The following is a 16170-nucleotide window of genomic DNA, read 5'->3' as shown; positions in this document are numbered from 1 at the left end:
AGCGGGGCGCGATCCGATACACTCCCCCACAAAGCAAGGTTGGGGAAGCGTCTTGGACAAGCCCTTCGAGGGAATCGCGGAAGCGCAGGAGGCCGGCTATGCCGACGATCTGCGCCATTTCTCCTTTCGGAACTATGGCATCGAGGACTGGTTCGGCCTCGGCCTGCTCTGGGTGCTCGGCATCCTCGTCTTCACGCAGTTCTTCAGCCGCTACGTGCTGAATGACAGCGTGGCCTGGACCGAGGAGGTGGCACGCTACCTGCTGATCATCCTGACCTTCATCGGCAGCGCGGGCGCGGTGCGGCGGGGCACGCATATCCGCGTCGAGGCGCTGGAAATGGCGCTACCCATGGGCGCGCGCCGGGTCCTCTGGGCCTTTCAGGATGCATGCCGCCTGGCCTTCTGGGGTTTCGGCGCCTGGATCAGCGTGGACCTCTCCGAGCGGATGGGCGTGATGCCGATGGACAGCCTGGATGCCTCACTCGCCTGGGTTTACTGGCCGGTGGCGGCGGGCTTCATCGCGATGTTCCTGCGCGAGGCATGGTGGGTCTGGCGCCGCTGGCGGCATGGCGATGCGCCGAGCGCGCAGGATGTACTGGCATGACCCGGTTGCGCATGGCCGCTCGAACAGAACAGAGCCTCCGGCGGCTGGGGCCGAGGCCCCAGACCCCTTTCGTGGACCCAAGGCAGATCGCGACTTGGCGGACGAGCGCGAAGGATCGGGGTCTGGGGCCTTTCGGCCCCAGCCGCCGGAGGCCGCTTTTTCATTCCGATGCAAGGCGCTTCGGTCAAGGGGCAGCGCCATGACCGCGACGATCCTGCTGTTCGGCTTCTTCGGCCTGCTGGCGCTGGGGCTTCCCGTCGCCATCGCGCTGGCCGGGGCCTCCATCATCTTCGCGCTGGTGGATGGCTCGATCCCGCTGCTGGCCATCGTGCATCGCATGGTCGGCGGCGTGGATAGTTTCCCGCTGCTCTGCGTGCCCTTCTTCATCTTCGCCGGCATGCTGATGAACTCCTCCGGCATCACCGAGCGCATCTACGACTTCGCCGTGGCCGCCGTCGGCTGGATGCGCGGCGGATTGGGCCAGGTGAATGTCGTGGGTTCCGTGGTGTTCGCGGGCATGAGCGGCACGGCGGTGGGCGATGCGGCGGGGCTGGGGACCATCGAGGTGCGGGCCATGCGCGCGCATGGCTATGACCCGAAATTCGCCGTCGGCATCACGGCGGCGAGCTCGATGCTGGGGCCGCTGCTGCCGCCCTCGCTGCCGCTGGTGATCTATGGCGTCTCGGCCAATGCGAGCATTGGGCAGCTGTTTGCCGCGGGCATCGTGCCCGGACTGCTGCTCGCCTTCTGCCTGATGGTCATGGTCTGGTGGTATGCGCGCCGCTACGGCTACGGCGCGGATGCGAAGTTCCGGCTGTATGAACTTGGCCGTTCGCTGATGCGCGGCCTGCTGCCGCTGCTGACGCCGGTGCTGATCATCGGCGGCATGCGCTTCGGCCTGTTTACACCCACCGAAGGCGCCATCTGCGCCGTGGCCTATGCGCTGTTCCTGGGCGTCATCGTCTATCGCACGCTCGGCTTCCGCGCGATCTGCAAAGTGAGCTTCGAGACGGTGGAGGTGACGGCCACCATCCTGCTCATCGTCGCCGCCTCGGAAATCTTCGGATGGCTGCTGACGACGACGCGCGTCAGCGAACAGGTCGTCGGCTGGGTTCTCGCCATCACGGAGCAGAAATGGCTGATCCTGCTGATCGCCAATGTGTTTCTGCTGCTCGTCGGCCTCGCGATCGAGCCCTTGCCCGCCATTCTCATCCTGGTGCCGATCATGCTGCCCATCATGGAGAGCATCGGCGTGGACCCGGTGCATTTCGGGCTGATCATGGTGCTCAATCTCTGCATCGGGCTGCTGACGCCACCCGTGGGGATCGTGCTGTTCATCCTGGCGCGGGTCGGCGGCATTTCCTTCGAGGATGCGGCGCGCGGCGTCATGCCCTTCATGGTGCCGCTGCTGGGTGTGCTGCTGCTGTGCACCTATGTGCCGGAGATCGTGATGTATCTGCCGACGCGCTGGTATCGCTGAGGCGGGCTTCGCCCAACAGCTCGCGGTAGAGCGCCACCAGCTTCGCCGCCTCTGCCGGCCAGCCCCAGGCGCCGCGCGCGGCCTGCCAGCCGGCATCACCCAGCGCGGCGCGTCGCGCGGGGTCGGTCAGGGTGGCCACGGCGACGGCGATGGCGGCGGGGTCTGTGACATCCACCAGCAGGCCGCAGCCGCTGTCCCGGATGATCTCCGCCACGCCGGGGGCAAAATCCGGCGCGATGACCGGCAGGCCCAGCGCCATGCCGTCAAACAACTTGTGCGGCAGGGCGAGTCGGTGATTCTCCTCGCCCGGCTGAAACAGCACGAGATTGATATCCGCCTCGGCCGCGGCCCGCGCGAGGGCGGCTTCGGCCGGCATCCAGCCGGCGATCTCGATGCGGGGCGCCAGGTGCATCGCTGCGGCGGCGGCGCGGAAGGCGCCTTCGCTGCCATCGGTGAAGCGACCGATGATCAGCAGGCGCGTATCCCCGGGGCTTTGCGCCAGCGCCGCCAGCAGGACGGGCCAGCCGCGCGCCACGCCGATGGCGCCCAGATGCAGCAAGGTGACCGGGCCCGCCCGGTGCCGCCGGCGCGGCAGGCCCTCGGGCACCAGGGCGTGGTTGCGCACCGCCACGCGGCGCCGGGCGCCGGGGAACTCCTCGGCCAGGCCATCCTTCGCCAGCACGACCGCATCGGCCCGGCGGCCCATGCCGCGCATGGCCAGCCGGATCGCGCCGCGCGCCAGCGGCCGCAGCCAGGCCGGCAGCCGCGTATCGAGGCGCGAGGGATAGTGTTCATGCACATCCAGCACGACCTTGGCGCCGCAGCGCCACCCCGCCAGCAGCGCCAGCGCCCAGGCATCCGGCTCTGAGGCATGGATCACGCGCGGCCGCAACGCCACGCACCGGGCATGAAGCGCCCGCCAGCGCCGCCAGCGCGACGGACCGGCCACCGCCTCGACCACCACGCCCGCCACCACGCCGGCCACCGAACCGGCCGGCCCCGGGCAGAGATGCGTGACCGGCCAGCCGGCCGCCACCAGCGCCGCGCCCTCCTTGCGGACCACCCGCATGTCATCGCCCGGATGCGCGGCGGAAAGCAGCACAATCATGCGTCCGCCAGCCTCTTGAGCGGAACCGCCCGCGGCCGCAGCGCGGCCTCGACCACCGCGACGAAGCGCGCGGCGAGGAGGCGCCTGTCATGGCTGCGCTCCGCGAGGCGCCGCGCGGCGAGGCCCATTGCCTCCCGCTGGCCAGGCTGCGCCACGAGGCGCATCAGGGCAGCGGCCAGTCGCGCCGGATCGGCGTGGGTTTCGCCGCAGCCCCCGGCTTCGAGCAGCCGCGCCGCCTCGCCCGGCACGGTGGAGAGCACGGGGCGGCCGGCGGCCAGGTAGTCCATCAGCTTGTTCGGCGCGGTCCATTCCGCAAATTCCGGCACCGGGGCGAGGCAGAGCAGCCCGATCTGGCTGCCCGCCAGAAGCCGCGCCAATTCCCGCTTGGGCATGGGGTCGACGAAGCTGAGGTTGCGCAGGCCCAGCACCCCGGCCTGCCGCATCAGCGCGGGCTTTTCGCTGCCCTCGCCCACCAGCAGGATGCGCAGGCGCCGCTCCCCCGCCGCCTGCAGGCGCGCGGCGGTGTCCAGCAGCAGATGCAGGCCATTGGCGCGCCCATGCGCGCCGGCATAGACGGCCAGCACCTCCTGGCTGGAGGCCTGATGCGGCCGCCAGGGCGCGATCTGTGGCCCAAAGATATCAAGGTCGCAGCCCTGGCCGATGATGTGCAGGCCCTCGGCCCGGGCGCCGCGCGCCAGCGCCGTCTCCCCCATGCCCGCGGTGAGCGCGACCACGCCACTCGCCCCCTGGCAGGCCGCGCGGGCCAGACGCTCCATCCCGGCCAGCAGAGCTGGCGCCCGCAGCCCCATCGCGGCGGGCAATTCCGGCCAGGGATCGCGGATCTCGAACAGGAAGGGCGTGCCCTTGAGGCGCTGCGCGAGGAGCGCGGGGAGTGCTACGGTGAGCGGCGTCGAACTCGCGATCACCAGATCCCAGTCGCGCCGCGCCGCCAGCCAGGATGTGCGCGCGGCATAGCGCAGGAAGGCTGCGCTGCGGGCCGCGAGGCCCATCGCATTGCCACAGCCTATGGCGAATTCCACCACCTCGAAGCCGGCCAGGCGGCCCTGCCTCTGGCCGCGCCGGAACGGCCCCTCAAGCCCGGTGACGGCGCCATGCCATTGGCCGCAGGCCAGGGTCACCGCATGGCCCCGCTGCGCGAGCGCCCTGGCAAAGCCGTGGCTGCGCGTCCCGGTGGTGCCGGCCGGCGTGGAGAAATGCTGGTGCAGGTAGAGGATCCGCGCCAAGGCCCCGCATCACCGCCGGTGCATGGCGCGAATGATGCCAATGACGCGCAGCTGCTCGGCCGCACCCATGCCGCTGCCCGAGGGCAGGCAAAGCCCGCGCTCGAACAACCCCGCCGCGACCGCGCCGCCGATGGCCGGCGCCTCCCGGAAGGCCGGCTGCAGATGCAGCGGCTTCCAGACCGGACGGCTCTCGATGCCCTGTTCGGCCAGGGCCCGCCGCAGCGCCTCGCGATCGACGCCAAAATCGCGCGGGTCCACCTGCATCACGGTGAGCCAGCGTGAGGAGCTGGCCCAGCCGGGCTCGGGCATGAAGCTCAAGCCCGGGATCTGCCCCAGCGCCGTGACGTATCGGGCGAAGATGGCGCGACGGGCGGCCACGCGTTCGGCCAGGCTTGGCAATTGCGCGCGGCCGACCGCCGCCAGCAGCGAGCTCATCGCGTAATTGAAGCCAGTGGTTTCATGCTGGTAGTGGGCCCCCGGCTCCTTGGCTTGTGTCGCCAGGCTGCGCGCGCGGGCAATCAGGCTTGCATCCTCAGAGAGCAGTGCCCCGCCGCCGCCCGCCGTGATGATCTTGTTGCCGTTGAAGCTGAGGGCGACGAGGTTGGCGCCATGGCCGGCGGGCATGCCATGCTGCATGGCCCCCAGGGCGCAGGCGCTGTCCGACAATACGGGGACGCCCCAATTCTCGCAGGCGGCCCGGATCGCGGCCATGTCCGTGGGCTGCCCGTAGAGATCCGCCGGCACCACGCAGCGCGGCAGGCGCCCGCGCCGGGCCGCGGCGGCAAGCTCCTCCCGCAGCAGATGCGGGTCCAGTGTCCAGCTCGCCGGGTCCGCATCGAGGAAGCGCGGCGTGGCGCCCATCTGCACGGCGGGCGCCACCGTGGCCACGAAGGTCAGGCTGGGCGCCCAGACTTCATCCCCCAGCCCGACGCCCAGCAGGCGAAAGCCCATATGCAGCGCCGCCGTGCCGGAAGCCGTGGCCAGTGCATGCGGGAGCCGCATGACGGCGGTCAACTCCTCCTCGAAGGCGGTCAGGCCTGGCCCGGCCGGCGCGAGCCATCCCGATTCGAGGGAAAGGCGCAGCATCTCAAGCTCACCGCCCGCCAGATGGGGCGGTGAGAGATGCAGAGCCGGTGGCGCCCCCGCAATCTCCTGCGGGAAGCGCAGGAGGGGACGGGACGGGCTGGGGAACGCCATCGGCACAGGAGCCATACGGTTAACCTTCGGTTAAGGTCTGGCGTCCATTAAAGCGAGTGAAATTAAATGAATGCAAGCCCTGCGTGTAAATTCTTTGCGAATTTGCAACCCGCAGGGTGCCACACAGCTCCCAGTAAGGGGCCGCGCGGCCCCGATATGCCCTGGTCACGGCGCTGCGCCGCGGCAGCTACGGACCAGTCAGGTTGGGCCGACAGGACCTACCGCAGCTCTAGCCCACCTCGCCCAGGGCTTGCCCGTTCAGGCATTGCCCACGGGCTGGTTGCGGCGATTCTGCCACAGCTGCACGAAATCGATCGGGTTCAGCATCACGGGCGGGAAGCCGCCCTCACGCGTCACATCGGCGAGGATGTTGCGGGCGAAGGGAAAGAGCAGCCGGGGGCATTCCACCAGCAGCACCGGCTCCAGATGCTCCTGCGGCACGGTGATCGTGAAGATGCCGCAATAGGTGAGCTCGGCGATGAAGCAGGGCGTCTCCCCCACCTTCGCATCGGCGCGGATCATCAGCGACACTTCAAAGACGTTCTGGCCTTCCTGGATGGGGCGGGCCTGCACATCCAGCGCCAGGTCCACCCGCGGCTGCTCGCGCAGGGTGGCGAAGATCTCCGGGGCGCCGGGCACCTCGAAGGAAAGATCCTTGGTGAACTGGATGTTGAGCACGATCGGCATGGGCTCCTGGGCGGAGCTTCCGTTTGCGGGGGTGTTGGGCTGGTCGGACATGGGATCGCCTTCGGTCAATGCGGATGGGCGCGGCTACCACGCGGCGGCCAAGGCCGCCAGAGTCGCCGGCAGGCCCGGCCCTGCCTTTGCCCTTTGCGGCAGCGCATCAAAAGCCTATCTCTGGGGCATGCCACTCTCCGCCCCCGCCCCCCGCAAGCTCGAACACCTGCGCGATATCCAGTTGCGCGGCTATGTCCGGGAGGATGGCCTGGTGGATATCGAGGCGCATCTGACGGACACCAAGACCTACGGCTTTCCCTCCGAGCATCGCGGCCAGGTCGGCCCGGGCGATCCGATCCATGGCATGTGGGTGCGCATGACCATCAATGAGGACATGCTGATCGTCGCCTGTGAGGCAGCGTCCGACCATACGCCCTTCGCCGTCTGCCCCGGGGCCACGCCGGCCTTTGCCAATCTGGCGGGGCTGTCCATCGGGCCCGGCTTCAACCGCGCGGTGAATGAGCGCGTCGGCGGCGTGCTGGGCTGCACCCATCTGCGCGAGGTCCTGGCCCAGATGGGCACGGTGGCCTTCCAGACGATGTGGCCGTTGCGGCACCGGCGCCAATCGGCGCAGCGCAAGGCCGAGGCCGAGGGCGCGCCCCGCAAGCGCCCGGCCCTGCTCGGCACCTGCCATGCCTATGCGCCGAACAGCCCCGTCGTGCGCAAGAAGTGGCCGGAATGGAGCGACCTGGCGGAAAAGGTCGAGGAAACGCCGATCTGAGGGGAGCCAGGGGCCCTGCCCCCGATCTGGCCCCCGACCCTGCCAGGAGCCCGGCCTCCGGCACCTTCCTTCAGTGGGCTTTGGCCGGCTCCGCCTTGCCCATGCCGAGCATCCCCTTCAGGCGCTCGCGCAGCGACTGGAACACCACATAGAGCATCGGGATCATGAAGATGCCGAGCAGCGACGCCGCCAGCATCCCGCCAAACACCGGCAGCCCGACGGCCTGGCGGGAGAGGGCGGCAGCGCCCGTCGCCGTCACCAGGGGCACCAGGCCCAGGATGAAGGCGAAGCTCGTCATCATCACCGCGCGGAAGCGCATCTTGGAGCCGAGCACCGCCGCCTCCTGGATGGGCAGGCCTTTCTCGCGCTGCTCCTTGGCGAATTCAATGATCAGGATGCCGTTCTTGGCGGCCAGCGCGATCAGCACGACCAGCCCGATCTGCGCATAGACATTGAGGGGCAGGCCGGCGACGTAGAGCGCCGTGAAGGAACCAAGCCCCCCCACCGCGACCGAGAGCAGCACCGGCACAGGGATCGTCCAGCTCTCATACAGCGCCACCAGAAAGAGATAGGCAAAGAGCAGTGCCAGGGCGATCAGCGCGCCGGTTTGCCCGGCCGCCTGGCGCTCCTGGAAGGCGGTGCCGGTCCAGTCGTAGCTGTAGCCGGAGGGCAGCACGCGATCCGAGATTTGCTCCATGGCCATCATCGCATCGCCCGAGGAAACGCCCGGGCGACCCTGCCCGTTCAGCGTCAGGCTGCGCGTGTTGTTGTAGCGCTGGATAGTCTGCGGCCCGAGCACGATGCGCACATCGGCGAAGGCCCGCAACGGCACCATCTGCCCGCGTGAATTTCGCACCTGCAGGCGCCAGATATCCGGCAGGTCATCACGATCGGCGGCCTCCGCCTGGATATTCACCTGCCAGGTCCGGCCGAACAGATTGAAGTCATTCACGTAGAAGCCGCCCAGCGAGGCCTGCAAGGTGGTGAAGACATCGCTGATGCGCACACCCAGCGCCTGCGCCTTGTCACGATCCACATCGAGGTAGAGCGAGGGCGTGGTGGGCGAGAAGGTGGAGAATACGCCCACCAGCCGCGGATCCTGGTTGGCGGCCACCATCATGCCCATCATGGCGCCGCCCAGTTCCACCGGGTCCCGCCCCTCGAAATCCTGCAGCTGATATTCAAAGCCGCCACCCGTGCCCAGGCCCAGGATCGGCGGCACGTTGAACGCAAAGACATTGGCCACGCGGAATCCGGCACCGAAGCCGAAGACCGAGCGGATCCCGGTGAAGACACTCGCCTCCACCGTCTTGCGGTCCTCGAAGGGCTTCATGCGCGCGACCAGGAAGGCCGAGTTGGACTGCGCGCCGCCATCGATGAAGGAGAAGCCGATGATGGCGAGGATATTCTCGATGGCCGGATTCTGGCGCAGGAACGCCTCGACCTGGATCGCCGCGTCGCGCGTGCGTGCGACGGAGGAGCCTTGCGGCAGCTGGATCTGCACGAAGAAGGCGCCCTGATCCTCCTGCGGGAGAAAGCCCGAGGGCGTGCGGGTGCCCAGGGTGAAAATGCCGAAGGCGAAGGCGCCGGTCAGCAGGATGGAGATCAGGGCAACGCGCACCAGCCGCCCGACCAGCCACGCATAGCCGTCACGCACCTTGTCGATGGCGCGCAGCACATATTTGATCGGCCCGCGCTTGGGCCCTTCATGCCGCAGCACGATGGCGCAAAGCGCCGGCGAAAGGGTCAAGGCATTGATCGCCGAGATGATCATGGCGACGCTGATGGTGACGGCGAATTGCTTGAACAACACGCCCGCCACGCCCGAGATCAGCCCGATCGGCACGAAGACGGAGAGCAGCACCAGCGTGATGGCGATGATCGGCGCCGTGATCTCGCTCATGGCCTTGTTGGTGGCCTCGGCGGGGGTGAGGTCCGGCTCCTCCTCCATCACACGCTCGACGTTCTCCACCACCACGATGGCGTCATCCACCACGATGCCGATGGCGAGCACCATGGCCAGCAGCGAAATCGTATTGGCCGAATAGCCGATGGCGAAGAGCACCGCGAAGGTCCCGATCAGCGAGACCGGCACGGCGATGGTCGGGATGATGGTCGCCCGCAGTGAACCCAGGAACAGATAGACCACGATGACGACGAGGATGAAGGCCTCGATCAGGGTCTTGATCACCTCATACATCGTGTCGGTCACGAAGGTGGAGGTGTCGTAGATGACCGTGCTGCGCATCCCCTCGGGGAAGCGCTGGCTCATCGTGGCGAGCGTGCGGGTGATGAGCTGCGCGACCTGGACCGCATTGGCACCGGGCGAGAGATAGATGCCCATGGTGACACTGGCGCGCCCGTTCAGCCGCGCCTCCACATCCATGCTGGCCGCGCCCAGTTCCACCCGCGCGACATCGCGCACGCGCAGGGTGGAGCCGTCCGGATTGGCGCGGATCACGATGGCACCGAATTCATCGGGCGTGATCAGCCGGCCCTGCGCCTGGATGTTGAACTGGAATTGCTGGTCGTCGCCGACCGGCCGGGCACCGATGCGCCCCGCCGCCGCCTGGATATTCTGCGCCTGGATGGCGGCGATGATCTCCGATGGCGAGACATTGAGGTTGTTCAGCCGGTCCACTTCGAACCAGACGCGCATGGAGTAATCCTGCGCGCCGAACATCTGCACATCGCCCACACCGGGCAGGCGGCGCAGCGTATCCAGCATGTTGATGGTGACGTAGTTCGAGAGAAACAGCGGCGGATGTTCGGGATTGGTCGAGGAGACGCCAATGAATTGCAGAACGGCCGAGGATTGCTTGCGCACGGTGACACCGCTGCGCTGCACTTCGGGCGGCAACCGCGCGAGGATGCCCTGCACGCGGTTGTTCACGTTCACCGTGTTGATGTCCGGGTTCGTGCCGAGCGCGAAGGTGACCGCCAGCGTGTAGCTGCCATCACTGCCCGAATTGGAGCGCATGTAGAGCATGCGGTCCGCGCCGTTCACGGCACTCTCGATCGGCTGCGCGACGGTCGCTTCCACCACGCCGGCGGAGGCGCCCGGGTAGCGCGCCGTCACCTGCACGACGGGCGGTACGATATCCGGGAATTGCGCGACAGGAATGTTGAACATGGCCAGCGCGCCGGCCAGGGTCATCACGATCGAGATGACGATGGCGAAGCGCGGGCGGCGAACGAAGATGGCGGAGAACATGCGCGGTCAGCCCGGCCGGCCGCCGGGGGCGGGCGTGGCCCCGGGCGGGCGGGCCGGGGCGCCGGCCGGGGCGGCATTGACCGGCTGGCCAGGGCGCACGCGCTGGATGCCCTCGGTGATCACGCGCTCACCCGCTTCCAGGCCGCGCTCGATGACGGCGGTCTCGGCCGTGCTGCGCCCCAGGGTGATGTTGCGACGCTGCGCGCGGCTTTCGCCATCCACCACGAACACGAAAAAGCCGCCCTGGTCCTGCGCCACGGCCGAGCGCGGGATGGTAATCGCCTGCACCGGTTCCGCCCCCTCCAGCAGCACCGTCACGAATTGGCCATCCACCAGTTGCCGGGCGCCGATGTCATTCTGCTGCAGGCCGGCACGGATGGGATTGGCGATGCTGGCCCGCACCAGGATGGAGTCCGTATCGCGGCCGATCTGCGTATCAATGAAGTCAATGCGGCCCGGCAGCGGATAGAGCGTGCCGTCCGACTGCCGGATGCGCACGACCACGGCCGCAGCCCCGCCGCGCCCCTCATAACGCGCCCGCAATTCCAGCGAGGTGCGCTGCGCGATGGTAAAGGCGACGCGCATCGGATCCTGGCTGACGATGGTGGCCAGAGCCTCGCTCGCCGGCGTGATGACATTGCCCGGCGTGTAGGTGGAGCGCCCGATGGCCCCGGCGAAAGGGGCGGAGATGCTGGTATAGGCGAGGTTGATCTCCGCCACGCGCACGGCGGCCTGCGCGCCCAGCAGCGTGGCGGAGGAGGTACGCTCCTGCGCCTGGGCGTTGTCCAGTGCCACCTGGGTGCCGGTGCCCGTGGTGCGCAACTCCCGCGCGCGCGCCAGGGCTGTGCGCGCGTTGGTGAGCTGCGCTTCCGCCGAGGCGACATTCGCTTTCGCCTGGTCGAGCTGCGCTTCAAACGGCGCGCGCTCCATGCGGAACAGCAGCTTCCCCTCCTCGACCTCGCTGCCTTCCTGGAACAGCCGCTCCTCGAGGAAGCCAGTGATGCGGGCGCGCAGGTCAACGCGGTTGATCGCTTCGACGCGGCCGATGAACTCGCTGGATTCCGTGACTGGCTGGCGGCGCGCTTCCGTCACCCCGACGGCCGGCGGTGGTCCGCCCGGGCCCATCTGCGCCTGCGCGGGCGCGCCGAGGAGGGCCGCGCCCAGGAAACCAGCCGCGAGAGAAAACCGCATGAAAAAGAGCCTCACTTCAACCTTGACCCTATGTGCACCTGAAGGCGCCACATAGGTCAACCCAAAATTCCGCGGCGCTGCGGCCCGCCGCCAGGCAACCGCAGCGCCCGCCTATTGGAAGACCCGGGCGGCCAGCGCCGCCTGGAACAGCACCTGCATGATATCCGTCGCCATCTGGAGATAGCGCGGATCCAGCCGCGGCAAGGCCACCAGCTCATCGCCGGGCCGGGGCGCCTCACGCGGGTCAAGGATCACCTCGCCGGAGGCGCGTCGGATCATCAGGCTGCGCATGTCGCCGCGCGCGGTGAAGCCGCCCGCTTCGCGGATCAGCTCGGCGACGGTGATGCCAGGCCGCCACAGCACGGCGCGCGTCAGGCTGACCTCACCCGTCACGAAGACGGTTTCGCGCCGCTCGGGGATCACGATGATGTCGTTATCCTCCAGACGGATGCTGTTGCAGCGGCCCCCGTTGAACACGACGACACGCCCTTCGGGTACGGTACGCCGGGCACGCTGGAGATAGGTCGAGATCTGCTGCGCTTCGGCGGTGCGGATGGCGGCCACCCCCTGCGTAGGCGAGACGGCGAGGAACAGCGCCCGCTCCAGCCGGTCCGAGGCCTCGTCCAGGGCGCGGCGCTGCTGGGCGGCCACGCTGGCGCGCAGGATATAGACGCTGCGCGTATCGGCCAGCACCGGATCCACCTCGATATAGTCGAGCGCGTTGCAGAGTTGCGCATCGCGATCCATGACGAGGACCGAGGGCCCGATCCGGCTGCCCTCGACCATGACGCGCACGGTCTGGGCCGGTCGGTCGGTGATGAAGGTGACGATGTCCTGGTCACCCAGGCGCACATTCTGCATCTCGCTCAGCGTGGCATAGCGCGAGAAGGGGCGGCCATCGCGGCTGCCCTGGATGATCGCGTTGGTGGCGCTGGGCAGCGGGCGGGCATATTCGATCAATTCGCGGCCGGTCATGATCTGGCCGGGGACTTCGAACAGGAAGTTGTTGCGCACGGCGCCATCGGCCCCCACCAGCGCGCGCTGCCGGCCGACCAGGATGGTGTCGCCCTCCTGCAGGCGCAACGGCGGCAGCCGCCCATCCAGCAGGAAGCGATACAGATCCACCGCGGCGGCCGTCCGACCGCCGCGCAAGATGGAAATCTCCCGGAAACTGCCGCGGGAAGCGTCCACTCCGCCGGCTCGGACCAGGAAGTCGATCACCGAATCGGCGGCGGTCCCCGCAAAGCGCCCGGGTGTCCGCACGAAGCCGGTGACGAAGATGCCGATGCGCTGGGCTGAGAGGACCGTGGCGTAAACCTGGACCTGCTGGGTATAGAGCCGGCGGACCTGGGCCTCCACCGTGGCCTGGATATCGCCCGAGCGAGTGCCGGAGAGCGGAACGGGGCCGATATTGGGGAGGAAGAAATTGCCCGCGGGGTCAATCACGCCGCTTTGTTCCGCCTCGATCGCGCCCCAGACACGGACGGTCACGCGGTCGCCTGGCGTCAGGATATAATTCGGGTTCACCGCCTCGGAGGAGGCGGAAGCACCCAGCGTGAAAAGCCCCGCGCCAAACACGGCGTTGGGGCGGCCAAGCGCGCGGTTCATCTCGCCCAGCGGAAGGGCGGCCACCGCCCCGGCCTCAGCCTCGGTGGTGCTGCCCAGCCGGTTTGTGCCGGGATTGCCGGGATCGGTCCCCAGGCCGCTGACCGGCGCGCCCCCACCGGGGAGCGTCCCCTGCATGGGGCCAATGCCGCCCGCCGTTGCCCCCGCGGGGCGGGAATTGCCAAACAGTCCCTGCGCCTGCGCCCCGCTGCCCAGGAGCAGCGCGGCGAGGATCATCAGGCGGGTGAGGGAGTTAGCGCGCATGTTCTCTCATTCCGGAAAGGATCAGCCACGCCAGACCGTAGAGGATGGACAGGCTGATGAAGCAATAGAGGCTCGCCCAGTAGGGCAGGGGAAACAGGGAGCGCTCGGCCAGGTTCGGCTCCACGACGCGCAACAGGAAGATGGACTGGCGCGCCGCATCGGCATTCGCGCGGTCAAGCACGACGATGGTGGCCTCCAACTGGGCCTGGGCCAGGGAGACTTCCGCATTGAGGCGGGCGAAGGTCTCGATCAGCTCCGTCACGCCGGTGCCGGAGGCCGCGATCCGGGAGCGTTCCTCGATGGCCTGCGCCTCCAGCCCGCGTATCCGGTTCTGCAGGTTGATGATCTGCGGGCTGTTGGGCCGCGCAAAGCCCTGAAGGGTCTGCAATTCGCTCCGGGCACGGGCGATGTCGCTCTCGATGCCGCTGATGGTATTCACCGCGGCCGAGGCGGAGGCGGCGGGATCCACGGTGCGTTCCTGCTGCCGGAACATGGTCAGCGCCACCCGTGCGTCGGTGACGCGCGTTTCGGCGCGCCGCAGCTCGGTTCGAGCGACGCGAAGCGCCTCTTCGCGAATATTCGTGTTCATCTCGTTCACCAGCTCTTCGCTGAGCTGCATCAGCTTCAGGGAGAGTTGCTGGCTGTCCAGCGGGCGGAAGCTCCAGACCCGCAAATCCGAGATGCCGGTGGTGGGATCCACCGTAACCGAAACCTGCCAGCGATAGAACCAGCGCAGGCGTTCCGCGGTCGGGTTGGCCCACCACAGGCGGGACACCACATCCGCCTCGGGACGGCGGAAGATTTCGACCAGATCCATGGATGCCCGCACGCGACGCACGGCGTCATGTGAGAGCAGGAAATCGCGAACGCTCGCGATATTCTCGGGCGAGGGGATGAAGCCCGCCGAGCCGATGATTTCGCCGCCAACGGAATTCGTCGCGACACGCGGGATCTGTGACCGGACCGTAAAGCGCGCCTCGCTCAGATATTGGGGCGCCGCGATGAAGAAGAAGTAAATCGACACCAGCAGGCTGGGCAGGATGACCCACATGGCGAAGGGATGGGCCCGCATCCACTCACCAGGCGAGGTGCGTAGCGAAGGCCGGCGACCAACCGGCCCCAGCGGACGACCGGAAAGGCGATCGGGCAGCGCTGCGGCCGCGCGCTGTGGCGACGTGCGGCCCAATGGTGGCGTGCTGAGGCCGCCGCGCGGTCCTGCCACCGCCGGCCGGGCGTTCGGGGCGGCCGCGCTAAAGCTGCTCGTATTCGGCGAAAGCTTGGTCCAGATCTTCATGGAATGTCAGCCTCCCTTCGTGGAGGATCGCGGCGTGGGAACACAGGGAACGGACCGTATTGATCTGGTGCGATACCAGAACCAGGGCACTTCGGCCCCGCCGGGCCAAAAGAGCCTGGCGGCAGCGTTCTGCGAAGCGTGCGTCCCCAGCCGCGATCACCTCATCAATCAGGTAGCAGTCGAAATCCACGGCCAGCGAGAGGGCGAATACCAATCGCGCCCGCATGCCAGCTGAATAGGTTTTGACTGGTTCGCGAAACTCCTCGCCGATTTCCGAGAAGTCCTGCACGAAGCCCTCGACCCAATCCAGAGGGCGATCATACAGCCTTGCGATGAAGCGCGCGTTATCCGCCCCAGTCAATGAATTATGGACGGCGGCATCGTAACCCATCGGCCAGGAGATACTCATGCGGCGGTGGACCCGGCCGGAGGTCGGATGCTCCACGCCAGCCAGGATGCGCATCAGGGTGCTCTTTCCTGCACCATTCCGGCCAAGAATGCCGACCGCATCGCCAGGCAGGAACGTCGCATCCACCTGGCGCAGGACCTCACGCGTAATCCCGTTTTTGGTGAAGCTCTTGGAAACGCCCTCCAGTTGCAGCATGGCTGGCCTCAACTCTCCAGATGCGGCTTGGCCGCCTTCAATGCGCAGAGGCCGAGGAAATTGACCATGACAATCCAGGTGATCAAGAAATTGAGGTCATAGACGGCAGGCACCCTGTTGCCGAACTGCCCCTCACGGGTGAACTCCATGATATGGATCAAGGGAGACCAGAGCAGCACCTCCTGGAAGGAACCCGGCAGCCACCACACCATATAGAACATGCCAGAAAATGGAATGCTGAGATAGGTAAACGGATGCACAAGCCGATCGACCAGCTCGGAGCCGACCGCGGTAGCGGAGAGGAAGATCAACCCCGTGCCGTGGGCCAGAAGGGCCATGAAGGCCACCCCAACCGCCATTTGCAGCGGGTTATCCGGCCAATCTCCATAGAACATGCCGATGGCCAACAAAAATACGCAAATGCAAACCATCACGGCCGCACCATCCAACAGAGTGCGCGCCCACATCACGGCCTCGATCGTCACCCGGGAATGATAGAGCAGTTGGAAATTGGAGGAGATACCTCGCGGCGAGCGGCCGACCAGGGTCCGGAACAGATAAAAGAGAATGTACCCAATCAGGAAGAAGGCGAACTTGTTCAACCCACCCGGCATCGAAGCACTGCCACCCACCATGTATTGCCAGATACTGACACCGACGCCGAGCAAGGCCGGCTCCACGAACAGCCATACATAGCCAAGATTCTCTCGCCCGAAGCGGGTGTGAAGCTCGCGCATCATCAGGGCTATGATCACCCGCTGCCGGGCCCGCAGCGCCTGAAAAAAGCCGATTTCCTCCGGTGCGGCCCGCATCGCGCGCCCCGCTACCTGAGGCTGCCGCGCAGCAGGGGGCGAGAGGAGACGAAGGTGCCATCCGCCTCACGACAGGCCACCGCTGACCGCTCGG

The 16170-nt window shown here is 67.7% G+C and carries 13 protein-coding genes; 3 read left to right on the top strand and 10 right to left on the bottom strand.

Annotation, left to right across the window (positions count from 1 at the left end; genetic code table 11):
• Positions 1 to 52 precede the first annotated feature (52 nt).
• Together LHU95_RS01525 and LHU95_RS01520 are read left to right on the top strand one after the other, a co-directional pair.
• Positions 53 to 604, top strand: a complete 552-nt coding sequence (locus LHU95_RS01525) for a TRAP transporter small permease (protein ID WP_248709617.1) — start codon at positions 53 to 55, stop codon at positions 602 to 604.
• Positions 605 to 803: 199 nt separating this feature from the next.
• Positions 804 to 2084 (top strand): TRAP transporter large permease, encoded by a 1281-nt coding sequence (locus LHU95_RS01520; protein WP_248709616.1) that lies wholly within the window; start codon positions 804 to 806, stop codon positions 2082 to 2084.
• On the opposite strand, the gene LHU95_RS01515 is transcribed toward LHU95_RS01520, so the two are convergent.
• From LHU95_RS01515 to secB, 4 genes are all read right to left on the bottom strand, one after another.
• Positions 1999 to 3192 (bottom strand): glycosyltransferase, encoded by a 1194-nt coding sequence (locus LHU95_RS01515; RefSeq protein ID WP_248709615.1) that lies wholly within the window; start codon positions 3190 to 3192, stop codon positions 1999 to 2001. The genes LHU95_RS01520 and LHU95_RS01515 overlap by 86 nt on opposite strands.
• Positions 3189 to 4436 carry a glycosyltransferase family 4 protein gene (locus LHU95_RS01510; RefSeq protein WP_248709614.1) on the bottom strand — a complete coding sequence of 416 codons (1248 nt, stop codon included), beginning with the start codon at positions 4434 to 4436 and terminating at the stop codon, positions 3189 to 3191. The genes LHU95_RS01515 and LHU95_RS01510 overlap by 4 nt, the downstream gene beginning before the upstream one ends.
• A gap of 9 nt (positions 4437 to 4445) precedes the next feature.
• A complete protein-coding gene (locus tag LHU95_RS01505) occupies positions 4446 to 5522 on the bottom strand; it encodes a DegT/DnrJ/EryC1/StrS family aminotransferase (protein ID WP_248709613.1) in 1077 nt (358 codons plus the stop codon).
• Positions 5523 to 5891: 369 nt separating this feature from the next.
• Positions 5892 to 6371 (bottom strand): protein-export chaperone SecB, encoded by a 480-nt coding sequence (secB, locus tag LHU95_RS01500; protein WP_248709612.1) that lies wholly within the window; start codon positions 6369 to 6371, stop codon positions 5892 to 5894.
• On the opposite strand from secB, the gene LHU95_RS01495 reads away from it, so the two are divergent.
• Complete coding sequence (locus tag LHU95_RS01495) at positions 6301 to 7092, top strand: DUF2889 domain-containing protein (RefSeq protein WP_248709611.1); 792 nt, start codon at positions 6301 to 6303, stop codon at positions 7090 to 7092. The genes secB and LHU95_RS01495 overlap by 71 nt on opposite strands.
• A gap of 70 nt (positions 7093 to 7162) precedes the next feature.
• On the opposite strand, the gene LHU95_RS01490 is transcribed toward LHU95_RS01495, so the two are convergent.
• The 6 genes from LHU95_RS01490 to LHU95_RS01465 all read right to left on the bottom strand — a co-directional run bounded on the left by LHU95_RS01490 (position 7163) and on the right by LHU95_RS01465 (position 16076).
• Positions 7163 to 10306 (bottom strand): multidrug efflux RND transporter permease subunit, encoded by a 3144-nt coding sequence (locus LHU95_RS01490; RefSeq protein WP_248709610.1) that lies wholly within the window; start codon positions 10304 to 10306, stop codon positions 7163 to 7165.
• Positions 10307 to 10312: 6 nt separating this feature from the next.
• Positions 10313 to 11497: an efflux RND transporter periplasmic adaptor subunit gene (locus LHU95_RS01485; protein WP_248709609.1), complete on the bottom strand. Its 1185-nt coding sequence runs from the start codon at positions 11495 to 11497 to the stop codon at positions 10313 to 10315.
• Positions 11498 to 11608: 111 nt separating this feature from the next.
• Complete coding sequence (locus tag LHU95_RS01480; RefSeq protein WP_248709608.1) at positions 11609 to 13366, bottom strand: polysaccharide biosynthesis/export family protein; 1758 nt, start codon at positions 13364 to 13366, stop codon at positions 11609 to 11611.
• The gene (locus LHU95_RS01475) at positions 13356 to 14438 is read right to left on the bottom strand and encodes a capsule biosynthesis protein (protein ID WP_248709607.1); all 1083 of its coding nucleotides are present in this window, start codon (positions 14436 to 14438) and stop codon (positions 13356 to 13358) included. Before LHU95_RS01475 ends, LHU95_RS01480 begins: the two co-directional genes overlap by 11 nt.
• A gap of 178 nt (positions 14439 to 14616) precedes the next feature.
• Entirely contained in the window at positions 14617 to 15264 is a 648-nt protein-coding gene (locus tag LHU95_RS01470; RefSeq protein WP_248709606.1) for an ABC transporter ATP-binding protein, read from the bottom strand.
• An 8-nt stretch (positions 15265 to 15272) separates the two neighbouring features.
• Complete coding sequence (locus LHU95_RS01465; protein WP_248709605.1) at positions 15273 to 16076, bottom strand: ABC transporter permease; 804 nt, start codon at positions 16074 to 16076, stop codon at positions 15273 to 15275.
• Positions 16077 to 16170: the final 94 nt, after the last annotated feature.

Origin of the sequence: Sediminicoccus sp. KRV36, assembly GCF_023243115.1 — a bacterium.
Classification (GTDB): Bacteria; Pseudomonadota; Alphaproteobacteria; order Acetobacterales; family Acetobacteraceae; genus Roseococcus.
This window is presented reverse-complemented; position numbering and strand designations above follow the sequence as displayed.

Excerpts from the sequence above, each read along its gene's own strand:
- LHU95_RS01520 (WP_248709616.1), top strand. The coding sequence starts at position 804 with ATGACCGCGACGATCCTGCTGTTCGGCTTCTTCGGCCTGCTGGCGCTG.
- LHU95_RS01515 (WP_248709615.1), bottom strand. The coding sequence starts at position 3,192 with ATGATTGTGCTGCTTTCCGCCGCGCATCCGGGCGATGACATGCGGGTG.
- LHU95_RS01505 (WP_248709613.1), bottom strand. The coding sequence starts at position 5,522 with ATGCTGCGCCTTTCCCTCGAATCGGGATGGCTCGCGCCGGCCGGGCCA.
- LHU95_RS01495 (WP_248709611.1), top strand. The coding sequence starts at position 6,301 with ATGTTGAGCACGATCGGCATGGGCTCCTGGGCGGAGCTTCCGTTTGCG.
- secB (WP_248709612.1), bottom strand. The coding sequence starts at position 6,371 with ATGTCCGACCAGCCCAACACCCCCGCAAACGGAAGCTCCGCCCAGGAG.
- LHU95_RS01490 (WP_248709610.1), bottom strand. The coding sequence starts at position 10,306 with ATGTTCTCCGCCATCTTCGTTCGCCGCCCGCGCTTCGCCATCGTCATC.
- LHU95_RS01485 (WP_248709609.1), bottom strand. The coding sequence starts at position 11,497 with ATGCGGTTTTCTCTCGCGGCTGGTTTCCTGGGCGCGGCCCTCCTCGGC.
- LHU95_RS01480 (WP_248709608.1), bottom strand. The coding sequence starts at position 13,366 with ATGCGCGCTAACTCCCTCACCCGCCTGATGATCCTCGCCGCGCTGCTC.
- LHU95_RS01475 (WP_248709607.1), bottom strand. The coding sequence starts at position 14,438 with ATGCGGGCCCATCCCTTCGCCATGTGGGTCATCCTGCCCAGCCTGCTG.
- LHU95_RS01470 (WP_248709606.1), bottom strand. The coding sequence starts at position 15,264 with ATGCTGCAACTGGAGGGCGTTTCCAAGAGCTTCACCAAAAACGGGATT.
- LHU95_RS01465 (WP_248709605.1), bottom strand. The coding sequence starts at position 16,076 with ATGCGGGCCGCACCGGAGGAAATCGGCTTTTTTCAGGCGCTGCGGGCC.